Consider the following 17,383-nt stretch of genomic DNA (forward strand, 5'->3'; position numbering starts at 1 on the left):
GTCACCGGTGCTCCGCGTCCGCGGCGGCCAGCAGTTCCAGACCGAGACCCAGCAGGGCCTTGCGCTTCTCCTCCGCGTCGCCGGGCAGGGCGTAGAGCGAGAACGCACCGAAGTGCACCGTCATCAGCGCGCTGGAGGCCCGGACCTGGGCCTCCAACGGCGCTTCGGGCACGTGGATCAGGCGTGACAACGCGGCGACCCGGTCGTTCAGGGTCTGACCGATGCTCAACTTCCGCAGCACAGCCTGGTTCTCCTGCATGAGCTGGAAGAGCGGGGCGGCTGCGGTGAGTGCCTCGCTGTACCTCGTGAGCAGCTCCTGGCGGGTCCGCAGCGTCCCGGGCTGCTGGTCGCCCCAGGCGATCAGCTCGTCGATCGGACCGCCCAGGCCCTCGGCGACGCTGACCAGGATGTCCTCCTTGGAGCGGAAGTGGTAGTAGAGCGCGGCGTGCGTGACGCCCAGCTCCTCGGCGATCTCACGCAGCGAGGTGGTCTCGTAGCCGCGTTCGATGAAGTGCCGCAGCGCGACCTCCTGAATCCTCCGGCGGGTGTCTCTCCTGCGGTTGGGGGTACTCGCCGCAGCCTCTCGGGTGGCCAATGCCGCTTCCACCTTTCTTACTTGACGGTTGGTAAGTAAAGCGCCTACGTTCTCCACTGTACCCAACTAACCAACCGGTAAGTAAGTGGCTGTTCGGGACCGCCCGGCGGCCTGGAAAGGGTGTGGACACCATCTCGCAGAACCTGGCTCCGGCCGGCCCACCGGTCCCGCCGCCGACCCGCGCCACCTACGTCGTGATGGCCGCGGCGGTGCTGGCGATGCTGCTCGCCTCACTCGACAGCCTGATCCTGGGCACCGCGATGCCCACCATCGTCGGCGACCTCGGCGGTCTCGACCACCTGTCCTGGGTGGCCTCCGGCTACATGCTGGCCACCGCCGCCTCCACCCCGATCTGGGGCAAGCTCGGCGACATGTACGGGCGCAAGGGCTGCTTCCTCAGCTCGATCGGGCTCTTCCTGCTCGGCTCCGCCCTCTGCGGCCTCGCCCAGTCGATGGGCCAGCTGATCGGCCTGCGGGTGCTGCAGGGCCTCGGCGGTGGCGGCCTGATGGTCGGAGCGCTGTCGTTGATCGGCGAGTTGGTCACACCGCAGGCCCGGGGCAAGTTCCAGGCCATGGCCTCGACCGTCATGGGCGCCGCCATGGTCGCCGGACCCTTGGTCGGCGGCTTCCTCACCGACCACCTCGGCTGGCGCGCCTGCTTCTACGTCAACGTGCCGATCGGGCTGGCAGCCCTCGTGATGGTCGCCGTAGCGCTGCGAACGCCCCCGCGCCGCGCCACCGGGCGGATCGACTACCCGGGCGCCGCCCTGCTGGCGACCGCGATCGTCGCCCTGGTACTGATCACCACCTGGGGCGGCAGCAAGTACCACTGGGACTCGGTGCAGATCATCGGCCTCGCCGTGGTCGCCGTCGCCGCCACCGCCGCGCTGATCACGGTCGAGCGCCGGGCCGCCGAACCGGTGCTGCCGCTTGGGGTCTTCCGCAGCCACAACTTCTGCTGGGCGAACATCCTCGCCTTCATGGTCGGCTTCGTGATGGTCGCCGCGATGACCTTCCTGCCGATGTTCCAGCAGACCGTGCAGGGAGCCTCGGCCACCAGCGCCGGCATCCTGATGCTGCCGCTGCTGCTGTCGATGGTGGCCATCAACCTGTTCGCCGGTCAGCTCATCTCCCGCAAGGGCAACTTCACCCTCTACGCGGTGATCGGCGCGGGGCTGATCGCCACCGGGGTCTTCCTGCTCTCCCTGATGGACACCGGGACCAGCTCGGTGACCACCGGCGCCTACATGGCCGTCTTCGGCGCCGGCCTGGGCTTCGCCATGCAGGTGACCCTCTCGGTCGGCATGGAGAGCGTGGAGCGCCGCCACCTCGGGGTGGCCTCCTCCACCGTCACCCTCTCCCGCACGCTCGGTGGCTCGTTCGGCGTCTCGCTGGCCGGCATCGTCTTCGCCAACCACGTCAGCGCCGGCGCCCACCACGGCGGTCACGCCGCGCCCACCGCCGCCGCACACCTGAGCGCCCAGAGCCTGCGCGCACTCCCACCGGCCGCCCGCAGCGCCTACGAGCACGCCGTCGCCTCCGGCACCCACGAGGTCTTCGTGTACGCCACGGTGGCCGGCGTGCTGGCCTTCCTGAGCGCCTGGTGCATCCGCACCCGCCGCCAGGTGGCCGCTGCCGCTGCCGCCGCCGCGGCGAAGGCGCCGGTCTCCGCCCAGCCCGCGGCGGCGTCCCACTGACCACTGCCGCGCAGCGGCGCCCAAAGAGAACAGGGGGAAATGCCATGCAGATGGCCGAGACCAGCATTCCCGGCGTGTACGTGGTGGAACCGAAGCAGATCGCCGACGAGCGCGGCTCGTTCTTCGAGTCCCTGCGCACCGATGATCTCAGCCGGATTGTCGGAGAGCCATTCGTGCCGCGCCAGATCAACTATTCGGTGTCCCGTCGCAACACGCTGCGCGGGCTGCACAGCGTGACCATTCCACCGGGGCAGGCGAAGTACGTCTCGTGCGTGCGCGGTGCGCTACGGGATTTCGTGGTCGACCTCCGCGTCGGCTCGCCGACCTTCGGCCGTCACGAAAGCAACCTGCTGGACGATATCTCGGGGCGAGCCGTCTACGTCCCCGAAGGCGTCGCGCACGGATTCCTGGCACTCGCCGACGACAGCTGCATCTGTTACGTACTGTCCAGTGCCCATGTCCCCGGCACCCAGATCGACCTCGATCCGCTGGACCCGGACCTGGCCATCCCGTGGGGATTCACCGAACCGCCGATCATCTCCGAGAAGGATCGGTCCGCCCCCCGGCTGGCCGATGCGCTGGCGGCCGGCGTACTGGCCCAGTGGCGGCCACCGGCGGGGGCCTGAGCAGCCCTCCTGCCACCCGTTCCAGCCCACCGTGCCCCGGTCGGGCCCACCCCCGCGCGGGGCGGGCCCGACCGGGGCACGGTGCTTTCGCCACGGCCACAAAACCCCAGGAACGTGATCTGCGCCACACTTTGCACTGTACTGACACTCCGCTTGCCGGACATTTTCAAATTGACCCGGGCCTGGCCCTGGCGTGACCTGACCGGAAATCAGTTCCCTTGACGCCGGAGAGGGCGACGCAGAGGATATCCGTGTTAGATCGAGGCGGTTGCACGGGCGAATACGACCCGCATTCGCACCAGTCCGAGAAATTCTTCGGCATACTCACCACCGCCCGTTCCGCTGGAATTCGGAACCTATCCAGGACTGGGGAAACCGATGCGTGTTCTCTTCGTCGTCACGCCCGACGGCGGTCATCTGACGCCACTCGCGCCACTGGCCTGGGCGCTCCGTGGGGCAGGACACGAGGTGCTGACGACGGGCCAGCCCGACGTGCAGGCCGCGGCCGCGAGCGCCGGGCTGAGCGCTGCGAGCATCGGTGACTGGTACGGGATGACCGAGCTGATCCGTGCTTGGCTGCCGCACGGCGGCCGCCCGATCGAGTGCTGGGGCCACCCGGCGCGCACCGGTGAGACCGGCGACTTCGCCCGCGCCTGGGCGATCCACAACGAGACCGTCCTGGCCGGCTACCTCGACCTCGCCCGGGCCTTCCGCCCGGACCTGATCGTCGCCGACGGCCTGGAGTACTGCTCCCTCATCCTCGGTGGGCTGCTGGACGTCCCGGTCGTGCACCACCGTTGGGGGGTCGACCCACTGACCGGCCCCACCCGTGCCCAGGCGCGCGAGACCCACCGCGAGCTGCTCGACGCACACGGGCTGTCCGCGCTTCCCGACCCGGCCGTGGTGCTGGATCCGTGCCCGCCCTCGCTGCAGCTTCCCAAGGCCGAACCGGGCACGCCGATCCGGCACGTGGACTCGCACGGCAACGGCCCGCTGCCCGACTGGCTCCACCGGGAGTGGACCGCCGCGACCCGAGGGGCCGAAGGCCGGCGGCGTGTGGTGGTCTCCCTCGGCCGCAACGTGCTGGCCCTCAACGGCGTCCCGCTGACCCGCGGGATCCTGCGCGCCTTCGCGGACCTGCCCAAGGTCGAGGCGGTCGCCACCATCCACAACGCCTACTGGAAGGAGATCGGCCCGGTGCCGGACAACGTCCGGCTGGTCGATCCCACCCCGCTGAACCTGCTGCTCGCCGACCACGACGTGGTCGTGCACCACGGCGGGGCCGGCACCACCATGAGCGCCACCTGGCGCGGCCTGCCGCAGCTCGTCCTGCCCCAGCTGGCCGACCAGTTCGCCCACGGCCAGCGGCTGGCCGAGCTGGGCGCCGGCATCGCCCTGGACGAGGCGCACGAACAGAACGACCCCGCCCGGATCAGCGCGGCACTCGCCGAGCTGCTGGCCGAGCCCGGATTCACCAAGGCGGCCGGCGAACTGCGCCACGAGATGACGCGGATGCCCACACCGGCCCAGGTCGTGCGCGACCTCGAGCAACTGGCCTGACCCACGGCCAGCACCCCAGCCCGGATCGCGCAACGCACTCCACACCCGTGAGGAGAGTTCTTCCATGAAAGCTCTGGTCCTGGCAGGCGGGACGGGGACCCGTCTGCGGCCTTTCAGCTATTCAATGCCCAAGCAGCTCATCCCGGTGGCCAACCGGCCGGTCCTGGAGCACGTGCTGGAGTCCGTCCGCGACCTCGGTGTCACGGAGATCGGACTCATCGTCGGCGAGCACGAGCCGCAGATCGCGGCAGTGCTCGGTCACGGCGACCGGCTCGGCGTGCGCCTGACCTACCTGCGTCAGGACGCCCCGCGGGGGCTCGCGCACACGGTCGCCATCGCCCGCGAGTTCCTCGGCGACGACGACTTCGTGATGTACCTGGGCGACAACATGCTCCCCGAGGGCGTCGCGGACATCGCCGCCGACTTTCGGGCCGGGCGGCCCGCCGCCCAGATCGTGGTGCACAAGGTCGCCGACCCGCGCGCCTTCGGCGTGGCCGAACTCGGCCCGAACGGCGAGGTGCTGCGCCTGGTGGAGAAGCCCGCCGAACCTCGCAGCGACCTCGCGCTGATCGGCGTGTACTTCTTCACCCCCGCCATCCACGAGGCGGTCGCCGCGATCCGGCCCAGTGCCCGCGGCGAGCTGGAGATCACCGACGCCATCCAGTGGCTGGTGGAGTCGGGGGCCGACGTGCGGGCGCGTGAGTACAGCGGCTACTGGAAGGACACCGGCCGGGTCGAGGACGTGCTGGCTTGCAACCGCCGCCTGCTCGACGACCTGCGCCACGAGATCGCCGGTGAGGTGGACGAGGCGACCAGGCTGATCGGCCCGGTGGTCATCGAGGCCGGCGCCAAGGTCACCGGCTCCTGGATCGAGGGCCCGGCGATCATAGGTGCGGGCACCGTGGTCGACGCCGCACACATCGGCCCGTACACCGCGCTGGGCCGCGACTGCCTGCTTCACGCCACGCACGTCGACGACTCGATCATCCTCGACGGCGCGGAGGTCTCCAAGGCCGGCCGGCTGAACGCCTCGCTGATCGGCCGCGCGGCCACCGTCAACTCCGGCGACCAGGGCAGCACGCACCACCGTCTGATCGTCGGCGATCACACCCACGTGGAGGTGGCGGCATGAGGCTCCTGGTCACCGGCGCGGCCGGTTTCATCGGATCGACCTACGTCCGCGCCCTGTTGGACGGCCAGTACCCCGGTTACGAGGACGTCCGGGTGACCGTGCTGGACAAGCTCACCTACGCGGGCAACCGGGCGAACCTGCCCGCGCACCACCCCCGCCTGGAGTTCGTCCAGGGCGACATCTGTGACCTGCCGCTGCTGCTCGATCTGCTGCCCGGCCACGACGCGGTGGTGCACTTCGCCGCCGAGTCGCACGTGGACCGTTCCATCGAGGCCGCCGCCGACTTCGTGCACACCAACGTGGCCGGCACCCAGAACGTCCTGGAAGCCTGCCTGCGCACCGGCGTTCAGCGGGTGGTGCACATCTCCACCGACGAGGTGTACGGCTCCATCGAGCAAGGCTCCTGGACCGAGGACTGGCCGCTGCTGCCCAACACCCCGTACGCCGCCTCCAAGGCGGGCTCCGACCTGATCGCCCGCTCGTACTCGCGCACCCACGGCCTGGACCTGTCGATCACCCGGTGCTCCAACAACTACGGGCCGTACCAGCACCCCGAGAAGCTCATTCCGCTGTTCATCACCAATCTGCTCAAGGGCGAGCCGGTGCCGCTCTACGGCGACGGCCGCAACATCCGCGAGTGGCTGCACGTGGACGACCACTGCCGTGGCATCCAGCTGGTGCTGACCCGCGGCCGGGCCGGCGAGGTCTACAACATCGGCGGCGGCAACGAGCACACCAACCTCGCCATCACCCGGCAGCTGCTGAAGCTATGCGGCCAGGACGAGTCGCTGGTCCGCCGGGTGGCCGACCGCAAGGGCCATGACCTGCGCTACTCCGTCGACGAGAGCAAGATCCGCAAGGAGCTCGGCTACGCCCCGCAGGTCTCCTTCGAGGACGGGCTGGCCGCCACCGTCGCCTGGTACCGGGACAACCCGGACTGGTGGATGCCGATCAAGCATCCCGAGCGGGCGGCATGACGGCGCCCGCCGCCGGCCGCTCGCCGGCCGGTCGCCAGGTGGTCGTCCTGGGCGGCAGCGGCTTCCTGGGACGCCACCTGAGCGCCGCCTTCCGGCAGGCCGGGGCCGACGTCCTCGCCGTCTCCCGCACCGCGCCCGCGCAGCGCCACCTCGCCCCCGGCGTGCGCGCGCTGGCGATGGACCTCACCAGTGCCGGCCCCGACCGGCTGGCGGGCCTGCTCGCCGAGGCCGGGGCCGATCTGGTGGTCAACGCCGCGGGCGCGGTGTGGGGCGTCACCCAGGGGGAGATGCGCCGGGCCAACGCCGAGCTGGTGGGCGACCTGGTCGAGGCGATGGCCGGTCTGCCGGACCAGCCGCGGCTGATCCAGCTCGGCAGCGTGCACGAGTACGGCCCGGGCGCGGTCGGTGGCGGGACCGCCGAGTCGCACACCCCCGCCCCGATCACCCCGTACGGGCAGGTCAAGCTGCTGGCATCGGACCGGGTGCTGGCCGCGGCCCGGTCCGGTGCGCTGGACGGCGTGGTCCTGCGGATCGCGAACATCACCGGCCCCGGCACTCCGCCCGGCAGCCTGCTGGGCGGTCTCGCCGAGCGCCTCGCCCGGCTGCGCGAGGCGGCTGACCCGGATCCGGTGCTGGAACTGGCGCCGCTGCGCGCCAGCCGCGACTTCGTCGACGTCCGGGACGTGGTCGACGCGGTGCTGGCCACGGCTGCCGCAGCGGCCGACCTGGTCCGCGGCCAGGTCATCAACATCGGCAGCGGCCGAGCCACCCCTGTCCGGCACGCCGTCGAGCGGCTGATCGCCCACAGCAAGGTGGCCGCGCGGCTGGTCGAACGGGAGAGCGGCACCGCCCGTAGCGACACTGAGTGGCAGCAGCTGGACATCGCCAAGGCCGGGCGATTGCTGGGCTGGCAGCCCCACCACGACCTGGACGGTTCGCTCGGTGCGCTGGCCGACGGCACCCGAGCACCGATACGAGAAGGACGGAATGGACATGAGTGACCTTCAGGCACAGGTGCTCGAGCAGGTCCGGGACTACCACCGGGAGCAGTCGGGCACCGGCGCGTTCGAGCCCGGCGTGACCGAGATCTGGCCCTCCGGCGCGGTGCTGGACGAGGAGGACCGGGTCGCGCTCGTCCGGGCCGCGCTCGAGATGCGGATCGCCGCCGGGCCCAACTCGCGCAAGTTCGAGTCGGCGTTCGCCCGCAAGCTCAAGCGCCGCAAGGCGCACCTGACCAACTCCGGTTCCTCGGCGAACCTGCTCGCGGTCTCGGCACTGACCTCGCACCTGCTGGAGGACCGCCGGCTGCGCCCCGGCGACGAGGTCATCACGGTCGCCGCGGGCTTCCCGACCACGGTCAACCCGATCCTGCAGAACGGCCTCGTCCCGGTCTTCGTCGACGTCGAAATCGGGACCTACAACACCACCGCCGACCGGGTCGCCCAGGCGATCGGTCCGAAGACCAGGGCGATCATCATCGCGCACGCCCTCGGCAACCCGTTCGAGGTCGCCGAGATCGCCCAACTGGCCGACGAACACGGCCTGTTCCTGATCGAGGACAACTGCGACGCGGTCGGCTCGACCTACGACGGGCAGCTCACCGGCTCGTTCGGTGACCTGGCCACGGTCAGCTTCTACCCGGCTCACCACCTGACCATGGGCGAGGGCGGCTGCGTGTTGACCTCCAACCTGGCGCTGGCCCGCATCGTGGAGTCGATGCGCGACTGGGGGCGGGACTGCTGGTGCGAGCCGGGTGAGAACGACAAGTGCCTGAAGCGGTTCCAGTACCAGATGGGCACGCTGCCGGCCGGCTACGACCACAAGTACATCTTCTCGCACGTGGGTTACAACCTGAAGGCGACCGACCTGCAGGCCGCGCTCGGCCTGACCCAGCTCGCCAAGCTCGACGAGTTCTGCGCGGCCCGGCGGCGCAACTGGCGCCGGCTGCGCGAGGGCCTGGACGGCGTGCCCGGGCTGCTGCTGCCCGAGGCAACCCGACGCAGCGACCCCAGCTGGTTCGGCTTCGCGATCACCGTCGCCCCGGAGGCCACCTTCACCCGGTCCGGACTGGTCGACTTCCTGGAGTCGCGACGCATCGGCACCCGCCGGCTGTTCGCCGGGAACCTCACCCGTCACCCCGCCTACATCGGTCAACCGCACCGTGTCGTCGGCGATCTGACGAACAGTGACATCATCACGGAACAGACCTTCTGGGTGGGCGTCTACCCGGCTCTGACCGACGAGATGCTCGACTACGTCGTCTCCTCGATCAAGGAATACGTCGGCGCGTCAGGCGCCTGAGCCGCCGACGTCCACCTCGAAGGGAGTCACTCATGGAGATCATCGGAAACGGCTTCATCGCGCGCAGTCTTCGGCCGATCGCCGGAAAGTACCCGGACACCGTGGTCCTGGCGGCCGGGGTGTCCTGGGCCAGCGGCACTGCCATCGCCGACTTCGAGCGGGAGGCCCAGCTGCTGCGCGAGACGGCCGCCGACTGCCGGAGCACGGGCCGGCGCCTGCTGTTCTTCTCCACGGCCGCCACCGGCATGTACGGGCTGGTAGACGGGCCGGGCCGGGAGGACCAGCCGGTCGTCCCCTGCACCCCTTACGGCGTGCACAAGCTGGCGCTGGAGGAGCAGTTGCAGGACTCGGGCGCGGACCACCTGGTGCTCCGGCTCGGGCACCTGGTCGGCCCCGGGCAGCCGGCCCACCAGCTGCTGCCCACCCTGGTCCGACAGATCCGCGACGGCGACGTACGGATCCACCGCGGCGCGGCCCGTGACCTGATCGACGTGGCCGACGTGGTCACCGTCATCGACCGGCTGCTCGCCCAGAACCCCAGCGGCGAGATCGTCAACGTGGCCTCCGGAGTGGCCGTGCCGGTGGAGCGGATCGTCGACCGGCTGGAACGGCGCCTGGGCGCCACCGCACGCCGCCACTACCAGGACGCCGGCAGCCACCACGTCATCGCGATCGACAAGCTGCGCTCCCTGGTCCCGGAAACCGGCCACCTGGGCTTCGGCCCGCACTACTACGAGCGGGTCGTCGACGACTTCGCCGCCACGGTCGTCGCCACCACCCCGTCCTGACGACCGGGCCCCACCGCCCGAGCTGGAGAATCCTGATGCGTGTCCTGTTCACCGTCTTTCCCGCCACGGCCCACATCTATCCGATCGTGCCGCTGGCCTGGGCCCTGCAGAACGCCGGCCACGACGTCCGGGTGGCCATTCACCCGGACGCCGTCGACCTGGTGACGGACGCGGGCCTCACCGCGATCCCACTCGGCGACCGGGAGATCCTCTCCAGCGTGGTCGAGTTCAATTCGAACCTCGACCTGCTCGACGGGTTGGACGACAGCTTCGCGCTGGACACCGGCCAGGGGACCCCGCAGCGCTGGGAGGTGCAGTGGCACGGCATGACCCAGGTGCTGGCCATGTTCACCCCGCTCCTGCAGGACCTGGTCTCCCTCACTGAGCGCTGGCAGCCCGACCTGGTGCTCTGGGACCCGTTCTGCCCGGCCGCGGCCGTGGCCGCCCGGATCAGCGGCGCCGCCCAGGCCCGGATCCTGTGGGGCCAGGACAACATCGCCTGGCTCCGCGCCAAGTCCAAGCAGCAGCTGGCGGACCGCGGCGCCACGCCGGGTCAGGACCCGATCACCGGTCTGATGCGCCCGATGCTGAGCCGCTACGGCCTGGACTACGACGACGAGCTGCTGCTCGGTCAGTGGACCATCGACCCGATGCCGCCGGGGATGCGGCTGCCGCTCGACCTGCCCTACCAGTCGATGCGCCGGGTGCCGTACAACGGGGCGGCCGTCGTCCCCGACTGGCTACTGGACCCGGTGGAGCACCCGCGGGTCTGCCTCACCCTCGGCGTCGGCGGCCGGGGCCGGCAGCTCTTCAGGGACAGCGGTGTCAGTTTCCCGGAGGTCGTCGACGCGCTCGCCACGCTCGACATCGAGCTCGTCGCCACCATCGACGCCAAGCAGCGCGAGCGGGTCACCACGGTGCCGGACAACGTCCGGCTGGTCGACTACGTCCCGCTCAGCCAGCTGCTGCCGACCTGCTCGGCGATCATCCACCACGGCGGCGGCGGCACCTTCGCGGCGGCGGTGGCCCACCAGGTGCCGCAGCTGATCACTCCCATGCCGTTCTGGGGCGAGCACGTCACCGCGCAGTACGTCGCCGACCGCGGTGCCGGACTGCTCATCCCCAACACCGAACTGACGGCTGAGAAGCTGCGTGACCAGCTCTCCCGGCTGCTGACCGAGCCCGCCTTCACCGAGGGCACGGCCGCCCTGTACCGGGAGATGCGCGAAGCCCCGGGCCCGGCCGAACTGGTCCCGGTCCTAGAGGACCTGACCGCCAAGCACCGCAGCTGACCAGCCGACCACCGGAAGGAGAAAACCGAAATGTCCGTGCCCTCCCCCCGCCTCGCCCTCATCGTGGGCAGCACCCGCACCGGCCGCCTGGGCGGTACCGTGGCCCGCTGGTTCCTCGACCAGGCGTCCGAACTCGGCTACCAGGACGTCGACCTCGTCGACCTGGCCAAGGCCGACCTCCCCGTGGTGATGCAGGACTTCACGGCGACCTCGCGCCCCGCGGCGGTCGAGGCGCTCTCGGCCCGGCTCGCCGCAGCCGACGCATTCGTCGTGGTGACACCCGAGTACAACCACAGCTTCCCCGCGCCGTTGAAGACCGCCATCGACTGGTACCGCAACGAGTGGCACGCCAAGCCCGTCGGCTTCGTCTCCTACGGCGGGATCTCCGGCGGCCTGCGCGCGGTGGAGCAGCTGCGCCCGGTCTTCGCCGAGGTCCACGCGGTCACCGTGCGAGACAGTGTCAGCTTCCACCAGGCCTGGGAGCGGTTCGGCCCCGATGGCCGGCCGGTCGACCCGACGGGCTGCAACCAGGCCGCCAAGACCATGCTCGACCAGCTCGACTGGTGGGCCCAGGCGCTCAACGAGGCCCGCGCCAAGCGGCCTTACAGCTCGTGATGGCCGGGCAGCGGGCAGCCGCGCCGGCCGGTCTGGCCGTGGCGGCCGAGCAGGTCGCCCGGTTGGCCGGCGAGCACGCCGTCGCCTCGGAGCAGGCCCGCAGGCTGCACCCCGCGGTCATCGACGCGATCCGCGCGGCCGGCTTCGCCCGGCACTTCGTGCCGGCCGAGTACGGGGGCACCGGCGGCGGCACACTCGACCTGGCCCAGGCCCTGGCCACCGTCGGACGGCAGTGCGCCGCCGCCGCCTGGAGCGCCTCGATCGTCGCGGGCCTGGGCCGGATGGTGGGCTTCCTGCCTGCGGCAGGACGAGCCCGGGTCTGGCAGCACGGCCCGGACGCCCTCGTGGTCGGCTCGCTCGCCCCGATCGGCCGCGCCGTGGAAACCGCGGACGGCTGGCGGCTGTCGGGTACCTGGCCGTCCATCAGCGTGGTCGACTACTCCGACTGGGCCCTGTTCCGGGCCGTGATCGGCGGCGACCCGAAGCGGACCCGGGTGTTCGCCGTGCCCCGCGCGGACTACCTGGTCAAGGACACCTGGATCACCATCGGCATGTGCGGCACCGGTAGCAACACCGTGCTGGTCGACGACGTCCTGGTCCCGCACGAGCTGACCTTCCCCGGCGACGACCTGCTGAACGGCCGCCCGGACGCGGAGCAGGCGTTCCACCGCGTCCCACTCCAGGCGGTCAACGGCCTGCTGTTCGCCGCCCCGGCGCTGGGCGCCGCCCGCGGCGCCTATACCCACTGGTCGGGCTACGCCGGCGACAAGGTCCGCACCCTGCCGGCGCAGCCGGCCGGCCCGGGCCCCAGCCGCACGTTCTACGCCACCACCCTGGCCCGCTGTGCCGGGGAACTCGATACCGCCGAGCTGCTGCTGGAGCGTGCCGCGGCGACCGCCGACCAGGCCGGCGGGCCGAGCCCGCTGGAGGTGGCGCGCAACGCCCGTGACTGCGCGCTGGCCGCCGAACTGCTGGTGACCGCGGTCAACCGGATGTTCGGCGCGGCGGGCACCAGCGGTCAGTCGACGACCAGTGCCCTGCAGCGCTTCTGGCGCGACGTGAACAGCGCCGTCACCCACGTCGGCCTCCAGGTCGAGCCGGCCGCCCTCGGGTACGCCGCACTGGCGACGGAGCAGTAGGTGGCGATATCGCCGGCCGGCGATCCGGCCCGGCCGGGGGCGCGGCTGTGGCTGCTGCGGCCGGCCGCGGCGGAATTGAGTGCGCTGTCCCTGGCGGAGCTGGACGAGGCGGAGCGGCGCCGGGCCGCTGGCTTCGTCCGCGCCGCCGACCAGGTGCTGTACGCCTCGGCGCACATCGCGCTGCGCCGGGTGCTGGCCGATCGGCTGGGCACCGCACCCCAGCTGGTCCGACTCGGGCGGGACCGGTGCCCCGGCTGCGGCGGACCGCATGGTCGTCCGGTGGTGCTGGGGGCGCCCTTCCCGCTGCACTTCTCGCTCTCGCACACGAACGGCCTGGTGCTGCTGGGCCTTGCCGCGGTCCCGCTGGGGGTCGACGTCCAGGTCCTGGCGGAAGACCCCCGGGTGGCGGCGTGTGCGCCGGTCTTCCACCCAGTCGAGCGGGCCGAGCTGACCCGGTTGGACCCCACGGCTCGGCGGCCGGCCTTCACCCGGCTCTGGGCCCGCAAGGAGGCCCACCTCAAGGGGGTCGGCACCGGGGTGCTGCGGGCGGCGCTCGCCGAACACTACCTCGGGTCCGGTGGGCCGGGCGCGCCGGCCGGGCCGGCGGGCTGGACCGTCCTCGACATCCCGTGCGGCCCCGGCCACCGGGCCGCCGCCGCGATCCGAAGCACCGACCCCGGACGGGTGACCGTCCGGTGGCTGGAGCTGGGCCGGCCCGCGGCCCGCCACGCCGCGCCGCCCGGGCCCACCGCCCATCATCTTCGACCACCCCACTACCACCTCGCCCGAAAAGAGCTCACAGATGCGTTGGGATGACATTTACCTGCAAGCGTCGGCCAGCCGGCTGGGACGGGCCGAGGACGTTCAGGAGGCGGTGGCGCAGGGGCGTTACGACCCCGAGGAGTGCGCCGAGGACGGCTACCTGAGCGTCAGCGTGATCGACGACGAGTCCCCCGCCGACCTGGCCGTCAGCGCGGCACGCAGCGCCCTGCGGCGCTCCGGCGTCGCCGACCGGGCCGTGGACCTGGTCATCCACTCCAGCGTCGGTTTCCAGGGGATCGACCACTGGTCACCGGCCGCCTACATCCAGCGGCACACCGTCGCCGGGCAGGCGGCCGCGGTGGAGATCAAGCAGGCGTCCAACGGCGGACTCGCCGCGCTGGACCTGGCCGCCGCCTACCTGGCGGCCCGGCCGGCCCCCGCCGCGGCGCTGCTCACCACGGCCGACGTCTACCAGCCGCCGGTGTTCGACCGCTACTGCTCCGACCAGGGCTGGGTACGCGGCGATGGCGCCACCGCGCTGGTGCTCGGCCGGGAGCCCGGCCTGGCCAGGCTGCTCGCCACCTGCCTGGTCGGCGACTCCACCCACGAGGAGGCACACCGCTGCGGCGAGCCCTGGGCCAAGGCGCCGGGGGAACGCGGCTGGCCGGTGGACCTGCGCAGCCGCCGGCGTGAGTACTTCCTCGGCGGTCACGAGCCCGCCGAGATCGGTGAGGCCATCGTCGGCGGGATCCGCCAGGTGATGCGGACCGGGCTCAAGGACGCCGGGGTCGACGTGTCCGACATCGCCCGCTTCGTGTTCCCGCACGCCGCCCGGCACGTCGCCCGGTGGGCCTTCGCCATGGACGAGTTCGGCATCCCCGACGACCGCACCACCTTGGACTGGGGTATGACGGTGGGCCACATCGGCGCCGGCGACCAGATCGCCGGCCTCACCCACCTGCTGGAGACACGCCAGGTCGCCCCGGGCGACCTGGTCCTGCTGACCGGACTCGGTGCCGGACTCACCTTCGCCAGCGCGGTGCTCGAGATCCGGGAGCAGCCCGACTGGGCCGAGGAGCAGTCGTGATACCCCGGCCGCCCGAGTTCTACGTCCTGCTCGGCCCCGACTACGCCGGAAAGTCCTCGGTGCTGGCCGACGCGCGGCACCGCCTGCCGGGCGGTCTCCACGGACGACGGGTTCACCGCACCGGCCCACGCCCTGATCTCCCGGCTGCGCCGGGACGTGGTGCGGGACGTGCTGCCGGCACTCGGCCGTGACTACTCGGCGGAGTTCCTGGCCGGCCTGCTGCAGACCGCCGTGCTGCACCTGCGTGACCTGGTACTCCGGGCCGGCCCGGGTGATCCGGTGCTGGTCGACTCCTACTACTACAAGATCCTGGCCAAATGCCGGTTGTCGGGCGTCCCCGACAACCCGATGTTCGACTGGTGGCGGTCGTTCCCGCAGCTGCGGCGGGTCCTCTTCCTGGAGGTGGCACCGGAGACCGCCTGGCAGCGCAGCGGCCGCGGCGCGGCGGTCAACCCGCTGGAGCACTACGGGCAGCAAGTGGACCAGCCGTCCTTCGAGACCTACCAGGCAGACCTGCGCGAACTGCTGTGGGAGGAGATCCAGCAGCTTCCGGTGACCGTGATCGAGCCGGGCGGCGACGTGGCACGGACCGCACGGAGGGTACGGGAGGCGATGACCCATGGCGACCAGTGAGTCCTGGAGCGCACCCGATCGCGTCCGGCGCTACCGCGAGCGCGTCTTCGGCGAACGGGAGCGCCTGCGCAGCGCGTTCGCCGATCCGGCCGGACGGCAACGCCAGGTGCTCGCCGAGCTGCTGGAGTTCAACAAGGACACCGAGTTCGGGCGGGCGCACGGCTTCGCGAGGATCACCTCGCTGGACGACTACCGCAAGGCCGTCCCGGTGCACGACTACGCCGCGCTGGGACCGCTGATCGAGCGGATGGCGGCCGGCGAGCGCAACGTGCTGAGCGCCGACGATCCGGCCCTCTACTTCACCAGCAGCGGCACCATCGGCGCCCACAAGAAGATCCCGGTGACCCCGGCTTTCATGCGCAGCACCTTCTTCCCCTTCGGTGGCCTGCCGTACGGCCGCCCTAACCCGCGGCGCGCCGCCGAGCTGGAGCGGTACGCCGAACGGTACGGGGAACTGCGTCCGGCGCACGTCTGGCCGCGGCTGAAGGCCCTGTTCCCCACCGACCCCATGCCCAGCGCAGATCACTGCATTCCCACACCTCGGAAGGCCATGGCCCCGACCACAGCCGGCCCGCGACAGCCGGTCGGAGCGGCCTCGCGCCCCCATCTAGCAGGCCTGTCGCCGCCCGAGTGACCGACATGAGAATCCGGATGAGAATTCGCCGGCGAACACCCGACACGCCTTCCTGAAGACGCCCTGAAGACCCTCTGGAGGCTTCCTGCGAGAGCGCGCCCACCACGCGAGTCGACTTCGAACGGAATTCGGCGGCGCCCGAGCGCTCCCTCGACCCAGCGCCGGCTCGGTCGAGACCGCGAAGTTGAGCTGCCATGTGCTGCCACCGCGACTGTCGGGACAGTCGAAGTGGTCGACCTGTCCGTTCACCGTCCCGACGGTCAAGCCTCCGGCAACCACCAGTCACAGGAGGCCAGTTCGCGGCTCAGCGCCAACTCCGTCGGGGTCAGCGGCAGGTCGGGTCGGAGCATCTCGGGATGGCCCGGCGGCAGCCCGTCCACCCGGACGGGCCACGTCTGCGCGAAGCCCTCGCCCACACCCGCGCTCCCCCACGCGGACACGACCCCGAGCATCACGAACCCCTGCCACACGGGCTGCAGGACCCGCGTGACAACCGCCAGCCACCCTCGCGCCGGACCGCCCACTCTCCCGACTCCCCGCTCTCCCGATCCACAGCCGGCCGCCAGCATCGGACCACCCGCTCGAATCCCCATGGAGCCGCACCGCCGGGCCCGGTGGTGCCAGCGAAAGGGGCCTCCGACACGGGTCCACCCGCACGCCGGGCAGGCGGCGACGGCGCCGAAGCCGGTCGTGCCCGGATCAGCCCACCCGAGAGGGCGACGCCTGGAACGCCCCGGGAGAGGACGCGCCTCCCGCGACGATCACGGTGCAGTCGCCCGCGGAGCGTGAAGAGCGGGTTCCTGGTCGAGTACCGCGCCGAAGCCGTTGACCAGCGCGTTGACGGCGAAGTCGAACCGCTCGGCGTCGTCCACCCCCGCACCGCCGCGGGCGGCCTCGGTGAGCAGTGGATAGCGGGCTGCGTCCAGCTCGGCCAGCCAGGCCGGGGAGCCGGCGGCGTCGGTCCGGGCAGCCTGGGCGGACTCGGCGGCCGCGTGGCTGACGACGAAGAGCGAGAGCGTGTTGAGGGCGTGCACCGCTGCCCCCAGCGGAAACCCGGACGCCGTCAGGGCCGTCAGACCGCGTTCCACCGCGTCGAGCGTTGCCGGGGTCACCGCCGGGCGGCTCGCCGCGAAGGGGAGCACTCCCGGGTGACGCAGCAGCGCCTGGCGCAGCGAGACGGCGTACGTCCGCAGCAGTGTGCGCCAGTCGGCGCCGCCCTCAGCCGTATTCGGGTCCGCCCCCTCGCCTGGGAACGGCAGCGCCTGGGCGAAGAGCCGCTCCACCAGGCCGTCCAGCAGGGCGTCCTTGCTGGGCACGTAGTGGTAGAGCGTCATCGCCTCCACGCCCAGCTCGGCGCCCAGGCGACGCATCGTCAACGCGCCGAGCCCCTCCCGGTCCACCAGGGCCAGCGCGGCGTCCAGTACCCGCGCCCGGGACAGGCCCGCCCGCTCGCCGCGCGTCCGCTTCCCCATGGTGGCCCCTCCGGCCGCTCTTGCCATTTTTACGCCGTAAGTCTACCTTGGTGCGCGGAAGTTTTCTTACAAT

General features: G+C 71.6%; 18 protein-coding genes. 15 read left to right on the top strand and 3 right to left on the bottom strand.

Annotation, left to right across the window (positions count from 1 at the left end):
* Nucleotide 1: 1 nt before the first annotated feature.
* A complete protein-coding gene (locus ACIGXM_RS17980; protein ID WP_396561879.1) occupies nt 2-595 on the bottom strand; it encodes a TetR/AcrR family transcriptional regulator in 594 nt (197 codons plus the stop codon).
* 122 nt (nt 596-717) lie between these two features.
* On the opposite strand from ACIGXM_RS17980, the gene ACIGXM_RS17985 reads away from it, so the two are divergent.
* The 15 genes from ACIGXM_RS17985 to ACIGXM_RS18055 all read left to right on the top strand — a co-directional run bounded on the left by ACIGXM_RS17985 (nt 718) and on the right by ACIGXM_RS18055 (nt 15,838).
* Nucleotides 718-2,292 carry an MDR family MFS transporter gene (locus ACIGXM_RS17985; protein WP_396561881.1) on the top strand — a complete coding sequence of 525 codons (1,575 nt, stop codon included), beginning with the start codon at nt 718-720 and terminating at the stop codon, nt 2,290-2,292.
* A 44-nt stretch (nt 2,293-2,336) separates the two neighbouring features.
* Nucleotides 2,337-2,918, top strand: a complete 582-nt coding sequence (locus tag ACIGXM_RS17990) for a dTDP-4-dehydrorhamnose 3,5-epimerase family protein (protein ID WP_396561883.1) — start codon at nt 2,337-2,339, stop codon at nt 2,916-2,918.
* Nucleotides 2,919-3,296: 378 nt separating this feature from the next.
* Nucleotides 3,297-4,478, top strand: a complete 1,182-nt coding sequence (locus tag ACIGXM_RS17995; protein ID WP_396561885.1) for a nucleotide disphospho-sugar-binding domain-containing protein — start codon at nt 3,297-3,299, stop codon at nt 4,476-4,478.
* Between the two features lie 64 nt (nt 4,479-4,542).
* Nucleotides 4,543-5,610, top strand: coding sequence for a glucose-1-phosphate thymidylyltransferase (locus tag ACIGXM_RS18000; protein ID WP_396561887.1), 1,068 nt, complete (start codon nt 4,543-4,545; stop codon nt 5,608-5,610).
* Nucleotides 5,607-6,587 (top strand): dTDP-glucose 4,6-dehydratase, encoded by a 981-nt coding sequence (gene rfbB, locus ACIGXM_RS18005; protein ID WP_396561889.1) that lies wholly within the window; start codon nt 5,607-5,609, stop codon nt 6,585-6,587. The genes ACIGXM_RS18000 and rfbB overlap by 4 nt, the downstream gene beginning before the upstream one ends.
* Complete coding sequence (locus ACIGXM_RS18010) at nt 6,584-7,588, top strand: NAD-dependent epimerase/dehydratase family protein (protein WP_396561891.1); 1,005 nt, start codon at nt 6,584-6,586, stop codon at nt 7,586-7,588. The genes rfbB and ACIGXM_RS18010 overlap by 4 nt, the downstream gene beginning before the upstream one ends.
* Entirely contained in the window at nt 7,581-8,888 is a 1,308-nt protein-coding gene (gene rfbH / locus ACIGXM_RS18015) for a lipopolysaccharide biosynthesis protein RfbH (RefSeq protein ID WP_396561892.1), read from the top strand. The genes ACIGXM_RS18010 and rfbH overlap by 8 nt, the downstream gene beginning before the upstream one ends.
* Nucleotides 8,885-9,676 carry an NAD-dependent epimerase/dehydratase family protein gene (locus tag ACIGXM_RS18020; RefSeq protein WP_396561972.1) on the top strand — a complete coding sequence of 264 codons (792 nt, stop codon included), beginning with the start codon at nt 8,885-8,887 and terminating at the stop codon, nt 9,674-9,676. The genes rfbH and ACIGXM_RS18020 overlap by 4 nt, the downstream gene beginning before the upstream one ends.
* Before the next feature lie 35 nt (nt 9,677-9,711).
* A complete protein-coding gene (locus tag ACIGXM_RS18025; protein ID WP_396561894.1) occupies nt 9,712-10,968 on the top strand; it encodes an activator-dependent family glycosyltransferase in 1,257 nt (418 codons plus the stop codon).
* A gap of 30 nt (nt 10,969-10,998) precedes the next feature.
* Nucleotides 10,999-11,583, top strand: coding sequence for an NADPH-dependent FMN reductase (locus tag ACIGXM_RS18030; RefSeq protein ID WP_396561896.1), 585 nt, complete (start codon nt 10,999-11,001; stop codon nt 11,581-11,583).
* On the top strand, nt 11,583-12,722 hold the full coding sequence (locus tag ACIGXM_RS18035) for an acyl-CoA dehydrogenase family protein (RefSeq protein WP_396561898.1): 1,140 nt from the start codon (nt 11,583-11,585) through the stop codon (nt 12,720-12,722). Before ACIGXM_RS18030 ends, ACIGXM_RS18035 begins: the two co-directional genes overlap by 1 nt.
* On the top strand, nt 12,723-13,538 hold the full coding sequence (locus tag ACIGXM_RS18040) for a 4'-phosphopantetheinyl transferase family protein (protein ID WP_396561900.1): 816 nt from the start codon (nt 12,723-12,725) through the stop codon (nt 13,536-13,538).
* A complete protein-coding gene (locus ACIGXM_RS18045; RefSeq protein ID WP_396561902.1) occupies nt 13,525-14,571 on the top strand; it encodes a ketoacyl-ACP synthase III family protein in 1,047 nt (348 codons plus the stop codon). Before ACIGXM_RS18040 ends, ACIGXM_RS18045 begins: the two co-directional genes overlap by 14 nt.
* Before the next feature lie 168 nt (nt 14,572-14,739).
* Nucleotides 14,740-15,204 (top strand): hypothetical protein, encoded by a 465-nt coding sequence (locus ACIGXM_RS18050; RefSeq protein ID WP_396561904.1) that lies wholly within the window; start codon nt 14,740-14,742, stop codon nt 15,202-15,204.
* Nucleotides 15,191-15,838 carry a GH3 auxin-responsive promoter family protein gene (locus tag ACIGXM_RS18055; RefSeq protein WP_396561906.1) on the top strand — a complete coding sequence of 216 codons (648 nt, stop codon included), beginning with the start codon at nt 15,191-15,193 and terminating at the stop codon, nt 15,836-15,838. Before ACIGXM_RS18050 ends, ACIGXM_RS18055 begins: the two co-directional genes overlap by 14 nt.
* Before the next feature lie 260 nt (nt 15,839-16,098).
* Here ACIGXM_RS18055 and ACIGXM_RS18060 read toward each other — a convergent pair whose 3' ends face one another.
* Both ACIGXM_RS18060 and ACIGXM_RS18065 read right to left on the bottom strand, forming a co-directional pair.
* Nucleotides 16,099-16,431, bottom strand: a complete 333-nt coding sequence (locus tag ACIGXM_RS18060) for a DUF6059 family protein (RefSeq protein ID WP_396561908.1) — start codon at nt 16,429-16,431, stop codon at nt 16,099-16,101.
* Between the two features lie 168 nt (nt 16,432-16,599).
* The gene (locus ACIGXM_RS18065; protein ID WP_396561910.1) at nt 16,600-17,310 is read right to left on the bottom strand and encodes a TetR/AcrR family transcriptional regulator C-terminal domain-containing protein; all 711 of its coding nucleotides are present in this window, start codon (nt 17,308-17,310) and stop codon (nt 16,600-16,602) included.
* Nucleotides 17,311-17,383 lie beyond the last annotated feature (73 nt).

Source organism: Kitasatospora sp. NPDC052896, from assembly GCF_044547075.1.
Lineage (GTDB): Bacteria > Actinomycetota > Actinomycetes > Streptomycetales > Streptomycetaceae > Kitasatospora.